The 16,160-nt window shown below is 47.0% G+C and carries 15 protein-coding genes; 3 read left to right on the top strand and 12 right to left on the bottom strand.

The window, feature by feature from the left end:
* Nucleotides 1-15: 15 nt before the first annotated feature.
* Entirely contained in the window at nucleotides 16-969 is a 954-nt protein-coding gene (locus WCK19_RS15085) for an aldo/keto reductase (protein WP_342398221.1), read from the bottom strand.
* 510 nt (nucleotides 970-1,479) lie between these two features.
* Here WCK19_RS15085 and WCK19_RS15080 point away from each other — a divergent pair.
* Nucleotides 1,480-3,180 carry a M3 family oligoendopeptidase gene (locus tag WCK19_RS15080; protein ID WP_342398220.1) on the top strand — a complete coding sequence of 567 codons (1,701 nt, stop codon included), beginning with the start codon at nucleotides 1,480-1,482 and terminating at the stop codon, nucleotides 3,178-3,180.
* Between the two features lie 63 nt (nucleotides 3,181-3,243).
* Here WCK19_RS15080 and WCK19_RS15075 read toward each other — a convergent pair whose 3' ends face one another.
* The 3 genes from WCK19_RS15075 to WCK19_RS15065 all read right to left on the bottom strand — a co-directional run bounded on the left by WCK19_RS15075 (nucleotide 3,244) and on the right by WCK19_RS15065 (nucleotide 8,287).
* Nucleotides 3,244-3,999, bottom strand: coding sequence for an alpha/beta hydrolase (locus WCK19_RS15075; RefSeq protein ID WP_342398219.1), 756 nt, complete (start codon nucleotides 3,997-3,999; stop codon nucleotides 3,244-3,246).
* A gap of 75 nt (nucleotides 4,000-4,074) precedes the next feature.
* A complete protein-coding gene (locus tag WCK19_RS15070) occupies nucleotides 4,075-6,168 on the bottom strand; it encodes a carbamoyltransferase C-terminal domain-containing protein (protein ID WP_342398218.1) in 2,094 nt (697 codons plus the stop codon).
* 640 nt (nucleotides 6,169-6,808) lie between these two features.
* On the bottom strand, nucleotides 6,809-8,287 hold the full coding sequence (locus tag WCK19_RS15065; protein WP_342398217.1) for a DUF2079 domain-containing protein: 1,479 nt from the start codon (nucleotides 8,285-8,287) through the stop codon (nucleotides 6,809-6,811).
* Nucleotides 8,288-8,719: 432 nt separating this feature from the next.
* Here WCK19_RS15065 and WCK19_RS15060 point away from each other — a divergent pair, with 432 nt between their 5' ends.
* A complete protein-coding gene (locus WCK19_RS15060) occupies nucleotides 8,720-8,854 on the top strand; it encodes a hypothetical protein (protein WP_342398216.1) in 135 nt (44 codons plus the stop codon).
* Between the two features lie 54 nt (nucleotides 8,855-8,908).
* On the opposite strand, the gene WCK19_RS15055 is transcribed toward WCK19_RS15060, so the two are convergent.
* The 5 genes from WCK19_RS15055 to gatC all read right to left on the bottom strand — a co-directional run bounded on the left by WCK19_RS15055 (nucleotide 8,909) and on the right by gatC (nucleotide 13,430).
* On the bottom strand, nucleotides 8,909-9,262 hold the full coding sequence (locus tag WCK19_RS15055; RefSeq protein WP_342398215.1) for a response regulator: 354 nt from the start codon (nucleotides 9,260-9,262) through the stop codon (nucleotides 8,909-8,911).
* Nucleotides 9,263-9,925: 663 nt separating this feature from the next.
* Nucleotides 9,926-10,354, bottom strand: a complete 429-nt coding sequence (locus WCK19_RS15050; protein WP_342398214.1) for a hypothetical protein — start codon at nucleotides 10,352-10,354, stop codon at nucleotides 9,926-9,928.
* 47 nt (nucleotides 10,355-10,401) lie between these two features.
* Nucleotides 10,402-11,481 carry a chorismate synthase gene (aroC, locus tag WCK19_RS15045; RefSeq protein ID WP_342398213.1) on the bottom strand — a complete coding sequence of 360 codons (1,080 nt, stop codon included), beginning with the start codon at nucleotides 11,479-11,481 and terminating at the stop codon, nucleotides 10,402-10,404.
* Between the two features lie 21 nt (nucleotides 11,482-11,502).
* Nucleotides 11,503-12,963, bottom strand: a complete 1,461-nt coding sequence (gene gatA, locus WCK19_RS15040) for an Asp-tRNA(Asn)/Glu-tRNA(Gln) amidotransferase subunit GatA (RefSeq protein ID WP_342398212.1) — start codon at nucleotides 12,961-12,963, stop codon at nucleotides 11,503-11,505.
* A 170-nt stretch (nucleotides 12,964-13,133) separates the two neighbouring features.
* Nucleotides 13,134-13,430: an Asp-tRNA(Asn)/Glu-tRNA(Gln) amidotransferase subunit GatC gene (gene gatC, locus WCK19_RS15035; RefSeq protein ID WP_342398211.1), complete on the bottom strand. Its 297-nt coding sequence runs from the start codon at nucleotides 13,428-13,430 to the stop codon at nucleotides 13,134-13,136.
* A 136-nt stretch (nucleotides 13,431-13,566) separates the two neighbouring features.
* On the opposite strand from gatC, the gene WCK19_RS15030 reads away from it, so the two are divergent.
* Nucleotides 13,567-14,658 carry a Gfo/Idh/MocA family oxidoreductase gene (locus WCK19_RS15030; RefSeq protein ID WP_342398210.1) on the top strand — a complete coding sequence of 364 codons (1,092 nt, stop codon included), beginning with the start codon at nucleotides 13,567-13,569 and terminating at the stop codon, nucleotides 14,656-14,658.
* Here WCK19_RS15030 and WCK19_RS15025 read toward each other — a convergent pair.
* From WCK19_RS15025 to WCK19_RS15015, 3 genes are all read right to left on the bottom strand, one after another.
* Nucleotides 14,655-15,152 (bottom strand): ImmA/IrrE family metallo-endopeptidase, encoded by a 498-nt coding sequence (locus WCK19_RS15025; RefSeq protein WP_342398209.1) that lies wholly within the window; start codon nucleotides 15,150-15,152, stop codon nucleotides 14,655-14,657. The genes WCK19_RS15030 and WCK19_RS15025 overlap by 4 nt on opposite strands.
* 119 nt (nucleotides 15,153-15,271) lie before the next feature.
* Nucleotides 15,272-15,727, bottom strand: coding sequence for a hypothetical protein (locus WCK19_RS15020; protein ID WP_342398208.1), 456 nt, complete (start codon nucleotides 15,725-15,727; stop codon nucleotides 15,272-15,274).
* Between the two features lie 162 nt (nucleotides 15,728-15,889).
* Nucleotides 15,890-16,108 (bottom strand): hypothetical protein, encoded by a 219-nt coding sequence (locus WCK19_RS15015; protein ID WP_342398207.1) that lies wholly within the window; start codon nucleotides 16,106-16,108, stop codon nucleotides 15,890-15,892.
* Nucleotides 16,109-16,160 lie beyond the last annotated feature (52 nt).

Raw genomic sequence — 16,160 nt, 5'->3', positions numbered from 1 at the left:
GCAGGTATTAGGAGCTTAACCCAGTAGTACCGTTTCAACCTTTTTGTGATCTGATTCCGAAAGGGCGGTTAGGTCGGAAGCAATAAAATTCTCAATTGCCTGTTGCGGAGTTTTAACCCCCACAATCATAGTTGAAATTGCAGGCTCATCCAGCACAAAACGCAAAGCCGCTTGAGTCATTGTGCGTTCCTTGTTTTGAAGGAACATGAGCTTTTGAGCTAGGTTGATTTTATAAGTGCGATAGGTTCCGGGCCAACTCGCCCTAATATCGCCCTTTTCATAGTTGGTATCACGATGCTGCTTGCCCGTTAGGAAGCCGTTAGCCAATGGTTCGCGAGCGATAATGCCAACATTGCTTTCTTTCGCCAGCGGGAATAGCTCTTCTGCGGGGTTCTCGCTCTGAATCATAGAAGTAAGATTATAGACCAGTTGCAGCGTATCAGGTTTGCCGGATTTAATACAGGCAATTCCTTCTTGCACACTGTGGATTGAAACGCCGTAATGGCGAATCAGCCCTTCTTTCTTGAGTTCGTCCAGAGCTTCAAACACCTGCCCGTCTTCAATTACCGGACGGCTAGGATTGTGTAGCTGGTAAAGGTCTATGTAATCACGTTGCAGACGCTTCAGGCTTTCCTGTAGCGCTTTACGAATGTAATCGCGACTGAAATCAACAACGGTTTTGCCGCTATAGAAATTGCCGCCAACTTTACTGGCGATAATAACATCATTTAGCTTGCCAGCCGCTTTTAAACCCTGCCCAAGTACGATTTCACTATGCCCGTAGCCATACACATCGGCAGTATCAAAAAAATTACAACCAAGCTCAAGCGCTTTCGCAATTGCTTTTACAGAAATTTCGTCATCGGTGGGACCATAACTATTGCCGTGGTTGTTACCACCAATAGCCCAAGTGCCAAACCCAATCTCAGAAACAACTAACCCTGTACGACCGAGCGTTTTATATTTCATAGTCGCATCCCTGATTTAATAACCCTTATATTATATTTCATCTTGCCTCTCTTATTCGATTTTATCACAATTGAGGAGAACTCGCACGTGTCCCTTAGTCTTAATTTTGCACATTTACTCCAAATACCAAACACACACCATTATAGACATCTATGTCAGTAGCGCAATTTCGGTTACTTCAGCATATATGCCCTTTTCCGCGAGCAGGTTTAGTAAAACAGGTGAAATAGTGTATTATGTTTGCACAATTAAATCAAGAATCTGACAAATACAGGGCTGTTGCAAGAAAGGAATTGTCCTCTATAAAACGGTTCTCAAAGGGGTTTGGGCAAGGGTGCGAGGTGATTTTGTAGGGGCGCATCGCGATGCCCTCGTTGGGAGGCACAAATCTCATGGGGTTGAGGCAACGGACTACAAAAACGATTTTCTTGGTGGTTTGGAGAACCGTTGAAAATATAGATACTGACTTTGCAAACGCCCTACTGACAAATACCAGAAAGGAATAGATAAATGCTAGCCTCTCTTCCTTCCATCAGCGAGGAAATAAAAAATTGGAAATGGGACGGTATCGCGCCCTTTTATGAAGAACTCGAAAAGCGCGAGCTAAACTCTGGAAACCGGGAAAAATGGCTGGCTGATTGGACAAACCTGAGCGATGTGGTAATTGGTTACTTTGCTCATCTCAAGGTAGCGGTCAGTTGTAATACAGCAGACACCGGACTGGAAAATGAACTCAACGAGTGGTTGCAAAACAATTTGCCACCTTTGCGTTCCGCCGAAAATCGTTTGATTCGCAAGCTGTTGGAATCCGGTTTAATTCCTAGAGGAATGGAAATCCCCCTCAAAAAAATGAGGGTTGCCACCGAAATTTTCCGCACAGAAAATCTGCCCCTGATGGCAGAAGAAGCAAAGCTTTCAAACGAATACGCCAAAATCAGCGGGGCGCAAGCGGTTATGTGGAATGGGGAAGAACTAACCCTATCCCGCCTACGCTTGATATTGCTGGAGCGTGACCACGAAACCCGCCAAAAAGCTTGGAGAGCCGATTTGCAACGCCAATTGCAAGACCGCGAGGCTTTTAACCAACTTTGGGTCAATATGTTAGAGCTACGCCGCCAGATTGCCGCCAATGCCGGGCTTGGAAGTTACACCGAATATAAGTGGAAACAGCTTAACCGATTTGACTATACCCCAAAAGATTGCCTTGCTTTTCACCAAGCGATTCTGGAAACGGTAGTGCCTGCTGCCACCCGCATATATGAGCGCCGTAAAAAGCAATTGGGCGTAGAGACTTTGCGACCATGGGATATTGAAGTTGAAACTCGCGATTTGCCACCTCTTAAACCGTTTGCAAATGGAGCGCAATTACAGGAACGCGCCGAGGTAGTGTTCAAGAAGGTAGATGCCGAATTGGGCGAATATTTCGCTATCATGTGCCGCGAACAATTACTCGACCTAGAAAACCGCAAGGCTAAAGCGCCGGGCGGCTATTGTAGCGATTTATTTGTTCAGGGAAAACATCGCCCCTTTATTTTCATGAACGCAGTCGGCACACAGCGCGATGTGACTACAATGTTACATGAAGCCGGACACGCTTTTCACGCTTTCGAGACCGCCAAATTGCCGTATCGGCAGCAACGAGGCGTAGGCAGTGAGTTCAACGAAGTCGCTTCGATGGCGATGGAGTTACTTGGCACGCCCTATCTGCATGAAGCCGGATTCTACAGCCCGGAAGAAGCGACACGGGCGCAGGTGGCACATCTCGAAAAGATTTTGCTGTTCTGGCCCTATATGGCGGTAGTGGATGCCTTCCAACTCTGGGCTTACGCAAATCCAGATGAAGCTGCTAACCCCGCCAACTGTGACCACAAGTGGAGTCAATTGTGGGAGCGTTTTATGCCGGGCGAGGATTGGAGCGGTTTGGAAGAAGAAAAAGCTACAGGCTGGCATCGCAAATTACACATCTTTCAGTATCCCTTCTATTATGTGGAATACGGGATGGCGCAATTGGGCGCGGTGCAGGTATGGGCAAACTCGCTGAAAAATGCGAATGAAGCGGTGCAAGCATACCGAAACGCGCAGCGATTAGGCGGAACGGTCTCCTTACCCGAACTGTACGCCACTGCCGGGGCGCATTTCGCCTTCGATATACCCGCTCTCAAAAATGCGGTGGATTTGATTGAGCGCACTATTACCGAATTGAACAAGTGAAGCAATAGGGCGGGAGTATATTTTCTCCTGCCCTGCTTTTTCTCGCGATTCTGTTCTGTTAAATTAGCGTTTAAGCGTGGAAATGAACTCGTCCAGAATTTTGTTGAACTCGTGAGGTTTTTCCACATGCATATTATGACCAGTGGCATCCATTATTTGCAGTTGCGCCCCCGGTATATTTTCCGCCAGATAATGTGATAATTTGGGCGGCATTAGTTGGTCGGCAGTCGCGCCGATTACCAGCGTTGGTATTCTCGGCAATTTTTCTAACTCCATCGTTATGTCAAAGTTACTACAAGCCATAAAATCCCCGTATGCAATCTCAGGAGACATCAGCAGCTTCATATGCTGGCTTTTGAGTTTCATTTCAGGCGTAGCGGCAGCAGTATAGGCATAATCAATTAGCAGGTCAATTGTAGCTTTGTAGTCCGTCTGTAAACCCTCAAGGATTTTGGGGCTAACCCGCATTTTTGCGCCCCCACCTACCAACACAATGCCTGCCAGAAATTCTTTGCCAAACATTAGCGCATATTTAAGCACAATCGAACTACCCATTGAATGTCCTACCAGTAAAACTTTGCGGGTTTCCTTGTCCACATTATGTTCAGCGCGGATATAATCGTGCAGCCAACGCGCATAATCATCCACCGTTGAACGACCTTCACTCCCTACAAATTCGTAGGGATGGTGTCCGGGCAGGTTAACCGCTTCGGCATGGGCAAAATAACTAGTCTGAGCATCCCATGCAGCAGCATTCTCACCCGCGCCATGCACAAAAACAATTCGCAAACCAGTTTCTTGGGCTTTATGCTCGCTCATTGCTACTCCTTACAGCAAACTTAAGTATATTTGCATTCGCTAAAGATTACTCGCTTAAAAGGTAGAAATATCATATTATTTATCTTTAGGACGTTTTAGCGCCTTATAAGCGCGGCGCAGCGCAAAAGTGGCGGTATCCGTAATGCCTTTTTTGCTTAATAACGCTTTTTGCTGCCCTTCAATAACTTCCTCTAGGTGTTTTATATGCTCATTTTTAACCGCTATTTGAGCCTCACAATGTGAGACATAATTGCTTATTTCTTCATAAGCAGAATGAGCGCCAGTGAGTTGGGCAGATTTAGCTTCCAAACGACTTGTAACTTCTTCTAAAGAACTTCTCGAGTATTCAATCTGGTTCAATGCCCATTGCAAGCCATGCACAAGTTCCTGCATCCGAAGACCAAAACTTCGGGAAACCGCGTCTTTAAGGTTTTTCTCTATTTTTAGCCCGGTGTTCTCAAATGCTCTGGCTATTTCTATCATATGGAGATTATCTTCACGGCGCACCAAACTTTTACCGAGAACGAGGCAATCTAACCCGCTCTGGAAAAAGCCTACTAAGGCATCTTCCGCGCTGGCAACAATCGGCTCATCATGCACATTGAAACTAGTATTAATCAGCATCGGGAGTCCGGTTTTAGCTTCATATCTATCAAGGATAGCATACAATTCTGGATTGACAGCTTTATCAACAAGCTGCGGGCGAGCAGTTCCATCAACATGTACAACCGCCGGGCTGGTTTGTCTCACTTCCGGTTTACACTGCAAACAGATAGTCATAAATTCTGCCGAATGCGTTGCGCCGCTTAATTCCACCTCATCGAATAGCTGAGGCGCGTTTTCCGCTTTCAGGAAAGGCGCAAAAGGCATAAATTCAGTCCGGCGCAATTTCTTGTTGAGCCAATCATTCACGCTTGAGTCGGTTGCCTGATAAAGAATGCTCCGATTACCCAAAGCGCGGGGACCAAATTCCATATCGCCAGTGGTGCGGACAACGATTTTGCCTTCGCTCAATAATTGAGCGACAAGCTCAGCTTCATCTTCAATAACCGAGAAATTCACCCCTAATTTGCCCAATTCTTCAGGTTGGTCAGCTATTACAGAACCGCCCAAATAGAGCTTGTGATGTTTTTCGCGGTAGAGCGAACATCCGGTAGCCTCAGACCAGCGCAAGGCAGCCGCGCCCAACGATACCCCTTCATCACCCATTGGGGGGCAAACAAAAATCTCCTCAAAACCTAATTGTCTTTTGATTTCTAGATTGACCTTAACATTGGCAAAAAAGCCGCCAGCCAAAATTATGGCTTTGGCATTGTAGCTTTTTAGAGCTTTGGAAAGAATTGAAAGAGTCTTTTTCTCAACCAACCGCTGAACGGAATGGGCAATATCAATATCGTTATAGTCTTTCAATTTATTACGATAATATTGGGCAAGCCCCCGATCAACCTCATAAGAAGGCGCGTTTTCGGGTACCATATAATTTACCCAAAAGGTTAAAGGGATTCTATAGGTGGTAATCTCCTTGTACAATTCCCAAAGAGCTTCCTCACAAGCAGGGTTATCTTTACCATAAGCGGCTAACCCGGTTATTTTGCCTTCGTGAAGTGCCGGTCTGAAACCAAGCATAGCGGTTACATCAGCATAAATCCCGCATAGCGCATTGAAATGCGATCCCGCCGCCATGTGCAGAGGCATAATCTCGGTGGGGGTAGCCTTGTAAATGCCCATATTCCAAGCACAATTTGGACCTCCGTAATCGCTGGTAACAATCATTGCCTCCTCCATACCAGCCATATAATAGCCCGCCGCCGCATGTGAAAGATGGTGGTCGAAATAATGTAAGGGCTTGCCAATTTTTCTATGAATTTCTTTCAAGCTATCAGGAACAGCGGGATAATCATAAAAAGGGGTAGGTCTTAAAAGCAAATCGTCCTTGTAAACCTCATCAAAATTGCGTAAATCAGCATGCGGTACCTCTTCCAGAAAAGGAATGCAAATTTCATCTATAGTATTCAAATCAACCCGATTGAGCGCAAGACGAGGAAAGCGCCCATCTTTCTTTAAACGACTAAAACGCTCTTCACTAGCAGCGAATATAAGATTTCCACTTTTATCTATCAGCGAAACCGAGCTATCGTGATAACCGCTATAGTTTATGCCCAAGAACACGGCTTTAAGTTCTCCTAACTTTTATTAATGCAGTTCTTTTTTATGAAAAATAAGAATATTTATACTTTTTGAATCACCATATTGCAAAATCATTATAAAGACTAGGGGGTTACTTGGCAATTGCGAGGTACTGTCCGGCAGGGCTGTTGCAAGAAAGAAATTGTCCTCTATAAAACGATTCTCAAAGGGATTTGTGCAAAGGCGCGAGGTGATTTTGTAGGGGCGTGTCGAGCCACCACTTGTCCCAAGTAATTAGAGAATCGACAATAAATACTTAAATAATAGATATTTAGCATTAAAATAGCGTTTTCATTCGTCTAACACAACGTTTTTCGCATTGAATCCAGCTAAGGTAAGCCTGTGCAGGAATAAATTTCCACACTACGGGTAGCAAAGTTCCTACGGAACTGGGTATTCTGTTCGCCTGAAGCGGATTTTAGTCTCGAAGAGACTTCGCTAATCTTATGATCGGCACTTTAGTGCCAAGTAAAACCTATTATGTCAACAAAATATGGTAGAACATTTGTATTTAGTTGGGACAAATGGACTCAAGCGTCGCCCCTACGGGTTAATCTTCTTGGCGTGTTGACATTGGAATACCGACCTTGCAATCGCCCTGTACTGTCCGGCTAATTTGGGGCTAATTTCGTTTAAGCAACAGAAACTCGCCCTGCTCCGCCTGAATCTTCCAAGCAGGGTCAGCAAGCACTTCTTTGACCAAATCCATTTCTTTACCACCATCGCCGCGTTTCCATGCAAAGATGTATTGCGCGTCTTTCTCCGGGTGCATCGAATAAAGGGTCATACGCTTGAAAAGCCATAAGCCCTGACGCGGCGGAACCAATGATGCCCAAGTATTGGTGATTGCGAGAGGCGCATCCGTAGGTATTTGCGCTAACAAAGCTTTACCATCTGCCCATTGAGGTTGTTCTTTTACCAGTTGCTTGAACTTATTCGGACCGGCTACATTTACCGCCAGCGTAACTAACAGCGCAATTGCCAATAATAACGGCACGGTTTTTTCTTTTAGCAAGCTCGTAAGACGAGGATTACATTTGATTTTCTCAAGTGTAAAGATTGTAGCGGCAATGAGCCATGGCACAATCGAACCTTGATAATGATAGTCAAAGGCGTTCCATTGAGTAGGACGAATTGAAAGTAGATTCAAGGCTAATGCGGGCAGTGCCATCAACAAGTGGGTTGAGCTACCTAATGGTAGAAACAAGAACGGCAAGAGCAAGCAGGGGATATATAGTAATTTATCGGTCAGAACCTTGTCAGTAGGAAACAGAGCGGGTAAGCCTTTTGCCGGGTCAGTTATCGCGCTAAATAGGGCTGACTGTGGAGAACCGCCCGGAAAGTTTTCACCAAGCGCAATTGTCCCCGCGGCAGCGTTGGCAGGAATAATCAGATAAACCGCTACGCCAAACCAGATTGCCCCAAGCAATGCCGGACTCACTATATAACGCCAGCTTTTTTCTTGCTGTCTATGTTTGAGCCAGCCATACAAAGCTAACATTAGCAGAACCAGCCCATTTTCAGGGCGACACATCAAAGCTAACACAGAAAAGACCATGAACTGCCAGAAGCGGTTTTTTTCGTAATAGTAAAAGGCGAAGAGCAAAAAGCTCATGGCGAAGGGACGCTCACGTAACTCGTAGAGGTTGCCGTTCTGCACTGAAAGCAGCATCAAATATAGCAACGCCATGCCCAAACCTGCCCATTGGCTTTGCAACCGTTCGCATGCCAGCCAAAACACAGGCAACGCGCCCAACGCTACCACCACTGTTTCTACTAACAAGAGCATTAACGGCGATTGCCACAGAGCGTAGAAGGGAGCAAGTAAAGCGTAAATCAACAGCACATCGGTGCCAAGCAGCGAACGGCTGAAATCGGTGCCGGATACTTCCAGAAATCGCCCGTTGAGCGTGTTCCAAGTAGCCTGCTGGTAAAACGCAAGGTCAAAGCCATCCAGATAGTGGTTCAAGCGAAATGCCAGCAAGCACATAATGACAGTTACATAAGTTGCCATCAAAAGCAGTAGCAAAAAATAAAATCTACCCGCAACAAAGGCTGTGGGCAGATGCAAAAATGCTTTTCTTCTTTCGGCAAAAGACATTAAAAAGTTTCCAGCTTTATTTTTAGTTGCCCTCGTAATAGCCAAAAACATCCATTACAACGTTACAGTTGCGCTGGGTAGCAAGGCATATATAGCCGAGATTAGCATCAGGCGAGTTCGAGACCTTGCAAAAGACTACATCATAGGTAGAATATGCCAGTGGGAATGAAGCGTTTTTCTTCCAGAGAGTAGCATAATTATTAAGTATCGCTGGAATAAATGGTCATAATACCAAAGACACAGACTACGCCAACGGAAGTAATACTACCAACCCCACAGAACGGGGCTATTGAATTATGCCCATTATATTATCTAATTATAGAGTTATAATAATCTATTAATTTCAGCATTGCAAGTAAAATCTCATGGGATTGGGGGCGAAGGGCGACTCCAGCGTCGCCCCTACGGGTTAATTCTCTTGGAATGGGCAAGATGGTTTTAATTCGTATCCCCCGTTCGGGGGACAGGTGGGCGTGGCTCGATGCGCCCTCGTTCGGTGGCGCAATTCTCATGGGGGATGGTGGTAACGGGGAAACAGCAAATAAAAAAGCCAGCGGGTTAGCCTGACTTTTTGTTTTGATTGCTTGGGGATGGATAAAACAGGGGGTAAATATTCTATTCTTAGATGTCTAGCTGTGGCAAGTGAGTTTTCAAATCCTGTATTATGTGGGGTTTTTTTATAATCCCCTTTAGGTTGATGTCGGTTCCATCTACTGACTCATTCTCAAGGTCGGTAAAAATTAGAAATTCGGTTTCTTCCATGCCCGGAATTGCCTGAATATCCTTGCACAAATTAATACAAGGTTCTGAGTTAATAATGTTATCCACTAGCACAATCTTAGGTTTTAATGCAGCTGCTTGCATATAACTTTCGCTATAGGAGTTCGCTTCAATCACAGAGTGTCCATTTATCTCTAGGATTAAGCGCACCACTTTTCGAAATTCAGGGGTATCATTAACAACAAGCGCTAACATGTTAATTATTCCTTTTCCAGCAGTCACTCTTAAAGCTACCAAAATTAGTAGTGATTGCTACTTTCCTACCTACTCTTTGTAGGGTAAGATTCAGCACAAGAAAATAGAGGAGTGGCGGGCTAAACGCCACCCCTGCCATTATGGCGACAAAACTTGCCTATCGCGCCGTTGCGATAGGTAGCATAATAGCGTAGCTTATCGCGCCGTTGCGATATGACTTTGCTAAAGATAAATTCTAATAGATTAAAAAGTTCTACAACTTAAGCTTGATGTCTGCTATAACTGGGTCTGTAAGCCATTGCTACAGACTTATTTAGCTTGCAGCTTGATTGCGAGAAGAGCTTACTGCGGAGGATTGCTCTAAATGCTCTTACTCCCCACGCAGTTGTGGAATTTATTCAGGACAGTTTGTCGTCAGGTTTACTAAATATTCAGCATACATATTTAGATTCATTTAGGTTGTTAATTTCTCTCTAATGTGCCTCGACATTTTTAATGCTAATATGATTATAAACTAATTTAGTTTTTTGTCAATACCCCCCCCCTTTCAACAAACTCCCTTTACTGTTATCAATCGCTCCATTTGCAAAGAAAGTGCAACCGCATAAAAGCGTTAAGAGTTTACCTAAAATCCAATATGTTGAAAGGGGGGGGGGTGATAGTTTACTCGTAACGGTCTTTTTTGTAATCGTTGAGATGGGGCTTGCAGAGTTCACAGAGATTGATTTCACCTCTAATTCTAGTTGTGCCTCGGATGGTGTGAATGTCAAAGTGGTAACTATAGCGGGAAATATGAGTTGGGCAAAACTGCACTTCACAACGCCCACAGGCTAGATAAAATTCGCGGTTACAGGTTTCGTTGCCGCAAAAATGGGCGTTATTTCGCTCAAACCCCAAGGCTTGCTTTTCTTCTTCGTAAGCAAGGCGTTCTGCCGCTGCCAGTTCATAACGACACTTACGCATACATGCGGGGCTTTTGCAGATTGCTTTATCTGGGTGTCCATGTTGCATACAAAAGTGCTTGCCGCAATAGCTACACTGTTTTACAACTTCAGTTTTGCAGAAAAAGCCCTTTTCGCATGCTAATGCCATTTAAAACCTGCTATGGGGTTATGCTTTAAGTATCGAGATAACGTTGTTTATTGAATGTATTCAAGACGCGCCAACCGTTGACGCATCAAATGGTCTGCCAAGGTCAGGCACAGCATCGCTTCGATAACCGGAATGGCGCGTACAATTATAGTTGGGTCGTGCCTTCCGCGCACCTCGATGGTGGTCGCTTCTCCGTCAATGTTTACCGTGTTCTGTTCTCGCGCAATGGAAGAAGTGGGTTTAACTGCCAGCCTTACCAGAATATCCTCTCCGGTGCTTATCCCGCCAAGAATACCGCCCGCCTTGTTTTCTATCGTGCCGATTTTCCCGCCCACATTGATAAACGGGTCATTCGATTGTGAACCACGCATCCGTGCCAGCGCGAAACCTGCGCCGAACTCGATGCCCTTAATGGCGGGGATACTGAGCATGGCTTTGGCGATTTCCGCATCGAGCTTATCGAAAACGGGTTCGCCCAAACCGGGAGGTACGCCGATTGCCACGACTTCCGCCACACCGCCAAGCGAGTCTAGCTCTTTCTTAGCCTGTAGCACTATTTCTACCATTTGGGACGCAACATCAGGGTCAGGGCAGCGTACCAAATTGCGCTCAATCTCATCAAAATCAATTTTTTGCGCTACGATGCCGCCAAGTTCTTTGGTATAGGCAACCACTTTAACGCCGTAATGCGCCAACAACTTCCGGGCAATTGCACCCGCTGCCACTCGCCCAACCGTTTCGCGTGCGCTGCTGCGCCCACCCCCGCGATGGTCGCGCATGCCGTATTTGGCAAGATAGCTGAAATCGGCGTGACCGGGGCGGAACTTATCCTTGATTTCGTCATACTTGCTGCTGTCCGCATCTTCGTTATAGACCAGCATCGAAATGGGCGTTCCGGTAGTCTTGCCCTCGAATACGCCCGACATAATTTGAATCAGGTCTTTTTCCTGACGTGGGGTAGTCATTTGGCTCTGTCCGGTTTTGCGCCGGTTCAATTCACTTTGAATTTCTTCCGCGCTAATTTCCAGCCCTGCCGGGCAACCGTCCACCACCACGCCCACCCCTGCGCCGTGAGATTCGCCCCAAGTGGTGATGCTAAACGCTTTTCCAAAGGTACTACCTGCCATTTATTTAAAACCTTTTTTTAATTAAAGCGCCGGATGTTGTTTGTACCATTCGGTCGCTTGTTCGTAGGCATAGGCGACTCTGAAAACTTTCTCCTCGCCTAGCACCGGTCCGAGAATTTGCAAGCCCACCGGTAGCCCGTTGCTGAAACCGCAAGGAATAGACATACCGGGCGTACCCGCCATATTCGCGGGGATGGTGAAAATATCGTTCAGGTACATTGCCAACGGGTCGGAAACCTTGTCGCCAATTTTGAAGGCGACTGAGGGCGAAGTAGGCGCGATAATCGCGTCAAACTTCTCGAACACCTTGTCAAAATCGCCTCGAATGAGGGTACGTACTTTTTGAGCTTTCAGGTAGTAGGCATCGTAATAGCCGCTACTTAGGGCGTAAGTGCCAATCATAATACGCCGCTTCACTTCAGGTCCGAAGCCATGACCGCGAGTTTTGAAATAGCCGTCCCACATTTCCACCGCTGCCGGGTCGCTGTAGCCGTATTTAATACCATCGTAACGGGCGAGGTTCGCGCTGGCTTCTGCTGGGGCGATGATGTAGTAGGTGCTGATGGCGTACTTAGTGTGAGGCATGGAAACTTCCTCCACTGTTGCGCCCAATTCTTTCATCTTTTCTACGGCTTCGAGAACCGCTCGTTCTACGCCGGGTTCAACTCCCCCGATAAAGTATTCGCGGGGTAGGGCAAGTTTCATGCCGTTGAGGTTTGGCACAAGCGCTTTGGTATAATCCGGCACAGGCGCATTAATCGAGGTGCTATCCTTCGGGTCATGCCCGGCAATCACGTTCATGACTAGCGCGGCATCGGCAACGCTACGGGTAAAGGGTCCGAGTTGGTCTAAGGAACTGGCAAAAGCAATCAGACCATAGCGAGAAACGCGCCCATAGGTGGGCTTTAAGCCGACCACCCCGCATAAAGCTGCTGGTTGGCGGATGCTTCCGCCCGTATCTGAGCCAACACTGAAGAAGCCTTCGCCTGCCGCTACTGAGGCGCTGCTCCCGCCGCTACTTCCTCCCGGTACGGTAGCGAGGTTCCAAGGGTTGTGAGTGGCGAAATAGCTGCTATTTTCGGTGCTGCTACCCATCGCGAACTCGTCCATATTGTTCTTGCCAAGCATAACCGCGCCCGATTCGTAGAGTTTGTGAGCAACGGTTGCATCGTAAATCGGCACGTAATTTTCAAGAATTTTGCTGCCGCAAGCAGTCCGTATCCCTCTGGTACTCAGCACATCTTTCAAGCTCATGGGGATACCCAACAAAGGGTTAGCATCTTCCGCGCCGTCTTGCAAGATTTTATCGGCGGCATCCGCTTGTTGCAACGCTAGTTCTGGGGTTAGCGTCATAAAGGCTTTAACCCGACCATCCACTTCTTCTATGCGCTTGATAACGGCGGTAGTAAGCTCGCGGCTGGTGATTTCCTTTTTGCGTAGGAGTGCGGCGGCTTCGGTTATGTTTAGCGAATGTAATTCCATATTTACCCTGATATTTTCTCAATAAAGAGCAGTTAAATTATTAGTAACTATTCACCCCCTAACCCCCTCAAGGGGGGAAAGAGAGGAAGGGAGTATAGGGGACACTCCTATTACCCCGGCGGGGAGTTTCCCCTGCACCCCTTTTCGTCCGGACTGTATAGTTACAATTATTATTCTTCTTCGGTAAAAACAGCCCTGATGCGGAAGAAACCAGCTTCGTGCATCGGCGCATTCGCCAGCGCATCCGAAATCGGCGCAGACTCGCGCACCTCGTCTGGGCGCATAAGATTCTGCACAGCAATCACCTGAGCAGTAGGCGAGATTTGGTCGGTATCCAGTTCTTTCAGAATTTCAAAATAGGTAAGAATCGGCGCAAGTTCTTCGCGCATCTTCTCTTTTTCGGCTTCGGTAAGCTGTAACCGCGCTAGGTGTGCCACGTTCTCTATTTGTTCAAGGGATAATTTCATTGGCTAACTCCTGTGCTGGGATTCACGAATTTTAATCTGCCCGATTATAACACCCCCTATAACCGCTTGCAAAAAGGATATAATTGAAGTATCAAGTTTTTAGCTACAAGTTTACATAATATAGAGGAGGAAAAAAATGGCGCAAACCGAAGAAAACAACGCCCCTGTTAAGTTAGGTTTGATTGGGGCAGGGCTGGCTTTCAAACGCTTACACTTGCCCGCCCTAACCGCACTCAAGGGGCATTTCCGAATTACCGCCGTTTGCGATATTGCGCCGGAAACCCTTTCCGAATCCATCCGGTTGTCGGCTGATTTGAACAAAGCCCATTTTGGCGAAGAAAGCGAAATCCGCGCCTATTCCAGTTACCGCGAATTGCTACAGGATAATGAGGTGGAGGCGGCGCTGATTTCGCTGCCGATTCATCTTAACGCGGAGGTGATGCAAGATGCCGCGCTGGCGGGGAAACATCTCATTTGCGAAAAGCCGCTCGCTGCCAACCTAGCGCAAGGGCGCAAACTTGCCCCGATTCTGGAGAGCCTTGCCGCTACCAAAGGGCTGGCAATTGAGATTGCCGAGAATTACCACTATCGCCCTGAATTAGCAATAGCGCATCGTTGGGCGTTTGAAGAAAAGTTGTTAGGAGAGGTAGCGCTAATTACCGCTCAAAACTTTGTGCGAATGGATACCTCTCAGGGTTATGCCGCGACCGCTTGGCGCATTGATAATCAGTATCGCGGCGGTATTTTAATGGATGGCGGTATCCATTATATTGCAATGTTACGGCGGTTGGCGGGAGAGGTGGAACAGGTGCATGCTTTTGCCCGTCATATGCACAAAACCGCTACCAGTTCGCCCGATACGATTTCAATAAATCTGCGCTTTCGCAACGGCACGCTCGGCAACATGATTTATACCGGCGCAAGCCCTAATCTGTTACCGCCCCGCGACCAGCCGGATTGTATTATTTACGGCACACACGGGCAAATTCAGCTTTCCAAGAAAAACGATGCGCGTTTGTTGTCACAAACTTTTGATGGAGGGGGATTTAAAGAGGCGCAATATTGGGCGGCTGAAACTAGCAGCTATTATGAAGAATTTCTGAACTTTTACGAGGCGATTCGCTTTGGTAAGCGGGTACTAGCTTCTCCTACCGAGTGCTTGCGCGACCTTGAATTGATGTGCGCTGCCCTTGATTCTGCCGAAGAACGCGCCGTTAAGCTGCTCTAGAAACCGTGTTTGAGATACAGATGGCGGCGAATACGCACCAATTCGGGCGGGACGGTGTAATGATTGGCTATCGCTTTGAGGATGGGCAACGCCGGACGTAATACCGCCACTTCCGGCACGAGCAGGTAAGCCGCAACGGTGGTGGCTTCCGTCTCAAGCTGATTATAAACGAAGCGTCCTTCTTCGCAAGCGTTTAACTGATTGGGATGCCAACATGCCACATGCCCAACCTCGTGCATTGCTACATAGCGGGTCAATTCGGTTGTCAGGTTATGGTTGAGCGCGATAATGATTTTGCGCTCTACATCGAGCGTAAAACCGCAGGTAGATTCGGGCAGTTCCATAAAGCGCAGGTCAAATTTATTGAGAAGAGGGCTGGTATCAATTGCTTCGGTGGGTTCGCGGTGCAACTCAAAATGTTCTATCAAGTTCAAGGCTAGACGCGCAGCTTTTTCGGTTGGAAATTGCGGATTAAAACTATCGAACCATTGCATTTTCTTATCCCCTCCCGAACCCCTCAAATTGTAACAAGGGGCTTAAACTCCTTGCCTGAACCACATGCAATCCAACGCGCGGGCGCATCTTATCTTGATAAAAGCGGCTGAGTAGTCACCTATATAATTGTGCTTTGCAACTTACGCGCAAAATGGGGTCTTTCCGGTGACATCTCTTTTTGGTCTTCTAACAAGCGGTATTCTTCGCGCAAAATGGTTTTGACGATTTCGCGGGTTTTGGCGGGCATCTTGCCGATTTGGCTCAGGTAAAAGCCCAACTCTGGATCGTCCAGTTCCGGCGATTCGGCGGCATCGTCTGTCAGATAGCCCGCCAACGTCAGCATTTTTTCAGATGGAAACCCGATAGTCTCTGCTAATGCGCGGTAGGTGGCGGCATCTGCCAGTACCTTCCGGTGCAGTATGCGCGATATGGTGGTGCGATGCACTTTTATTTGCTCTGCCAACCAACTTACTCCACGCCCTTCTCGCGTTAGATAATCTTGAATTATCCGAGAAATCGCTTCTTTTCGCTCTTCCGCGCTCATTTCAATACTGGAAAAATTTTGTTGCGACACTTGTACAACTTCCTTTTCTATATGGCGGAATTATTTACCTCATGGTAATTAACGAAGTGTCTTTGAGTTGGTTTCACCGCTTGCTATTGGCTTATCTATTATAGCAAAAATGTTCGTATATTTCAATTTAGCGTGAATCATGGGGGATGAGGCGAGGATAGTTTAATTCTGTGGGAGGTTGCTCTTGCCCTCGATTGCGCCCTCGTTCGGTGGCGCAATTCTCATGGGAATTGGTGGCAAGGGTTCAGGCAAGGGGCTTGTTACAATCGGGTTCGGAGGGTTCGGGTTCGGAGGGGCGTGGCTCGACACGCCCGCATGCGGTTGGTATGAATCCCATGGGTTTGGGGCAACACACAAAGGGCGACTCCAGCGTCGCCGCATAGGCATCAAGCTAAGAAGCAACAAGGGAAGGGTCTAAACAACATTGGTAGGC

Source organism: Candidatus Chlorohelix sp., assembly GCF_037138995.1.
GTDB lineage: Bacteria > Chloroflexota > Chloroflexia > Chloroheliales > Chloroheliaceae > Chlorohelix.
This window is presented reverse-complemented; position numbering and strand designations above follow the sequence as displayed.

Coding starts and splice junctions, on each gene's coding strand:
- WCK19_RS15085 (WP_342398221.1), bottom strand. CDS start 969: ATGAAATATAAAACGCTCGGTCGTACAGGGTTAGTTGTTTCTGAGATT.
- WCK19_RS15080 (WP_342398220.1), top strand. CDS start 1,480: ATGCTAGCCTCTCTTCCTTCCATCAGCGAGGAAATAAAAAATTGGAAA.
- WCK19_RS15075 (WP_342398219.1), bottom strand. CDS start 3,999: ATGAGCGAGCATAAAGCCCAAGAAACTGGTTTGCGAATTGTTTTTGTG.
- WCK19_RS15065 (WP_342398217.1), bottom strand. CDS start 8,287: ATGTCTTTTGCCGAAAGAAGAAAAGCATTTTTGCATCTGCCCACAGCC.
- WCK19_RS15060 (WP_342398216.1), top strand. CDS start 8,720: ATGGTTTTAATTCGTATCCCCCGTTCGGGGGACAGGTGGGCGTGGCTC.
- WCK19_RS15055 (WP_342398215.1), bottom strand. CDS start 9,262: ATGTTAGCGCTTGTTGTTAATGATACCCCTGAATTTCGAAAAGTGGTG.
- WCK19_RS15050 (WP_342398214.1), bottom strand. CDS start 10,354: ATGGCATTAGCATGCGAAAAGGGCTTTTTCTGCAAAACTGAAGTTGTA.
- aroC (WP_342398213.1), bottom strand. CDS start 11,481: ATGGCAGGTAGTACCTTTGGAAAAGCGTTTAGCATCACCACTTGGGGC.
- gatA (WP_342398212.1), bottom strand. CDS start 12,963: ATGGAATTACATTCGCTAAACATAACCGAAGCCGCCGCACTCCTACGC.
- gatC (WP_342398211.1), bottom strand. CDS start 13,430: ATGAAATTATCCCTTGAACAAATAGAGAACGTGGCACACCTAGCGCGG.
- WCK19_RS15030 (WP_342398210.1), top strand. CDS start 13,567: ATGGCGCAAACCGAAGAAAACAACGCCCCTGTTAAGTTAGGTTTGATT.
- WCK19_RS15025 (WP_342398209.1), bottom strand. CDS start 15,152: ATGCAATGGTTCGATAGTTTTAATCCGCAATTTCCAACCGAAAAAGCT.
- WCK19_RS15015 (WP_342398207.1), bottom strand. CDS start 16,108: ATGCGGCGACGCTGGAGTCGCCCTTTGTGTGTTGCCCCAAACCCATGG.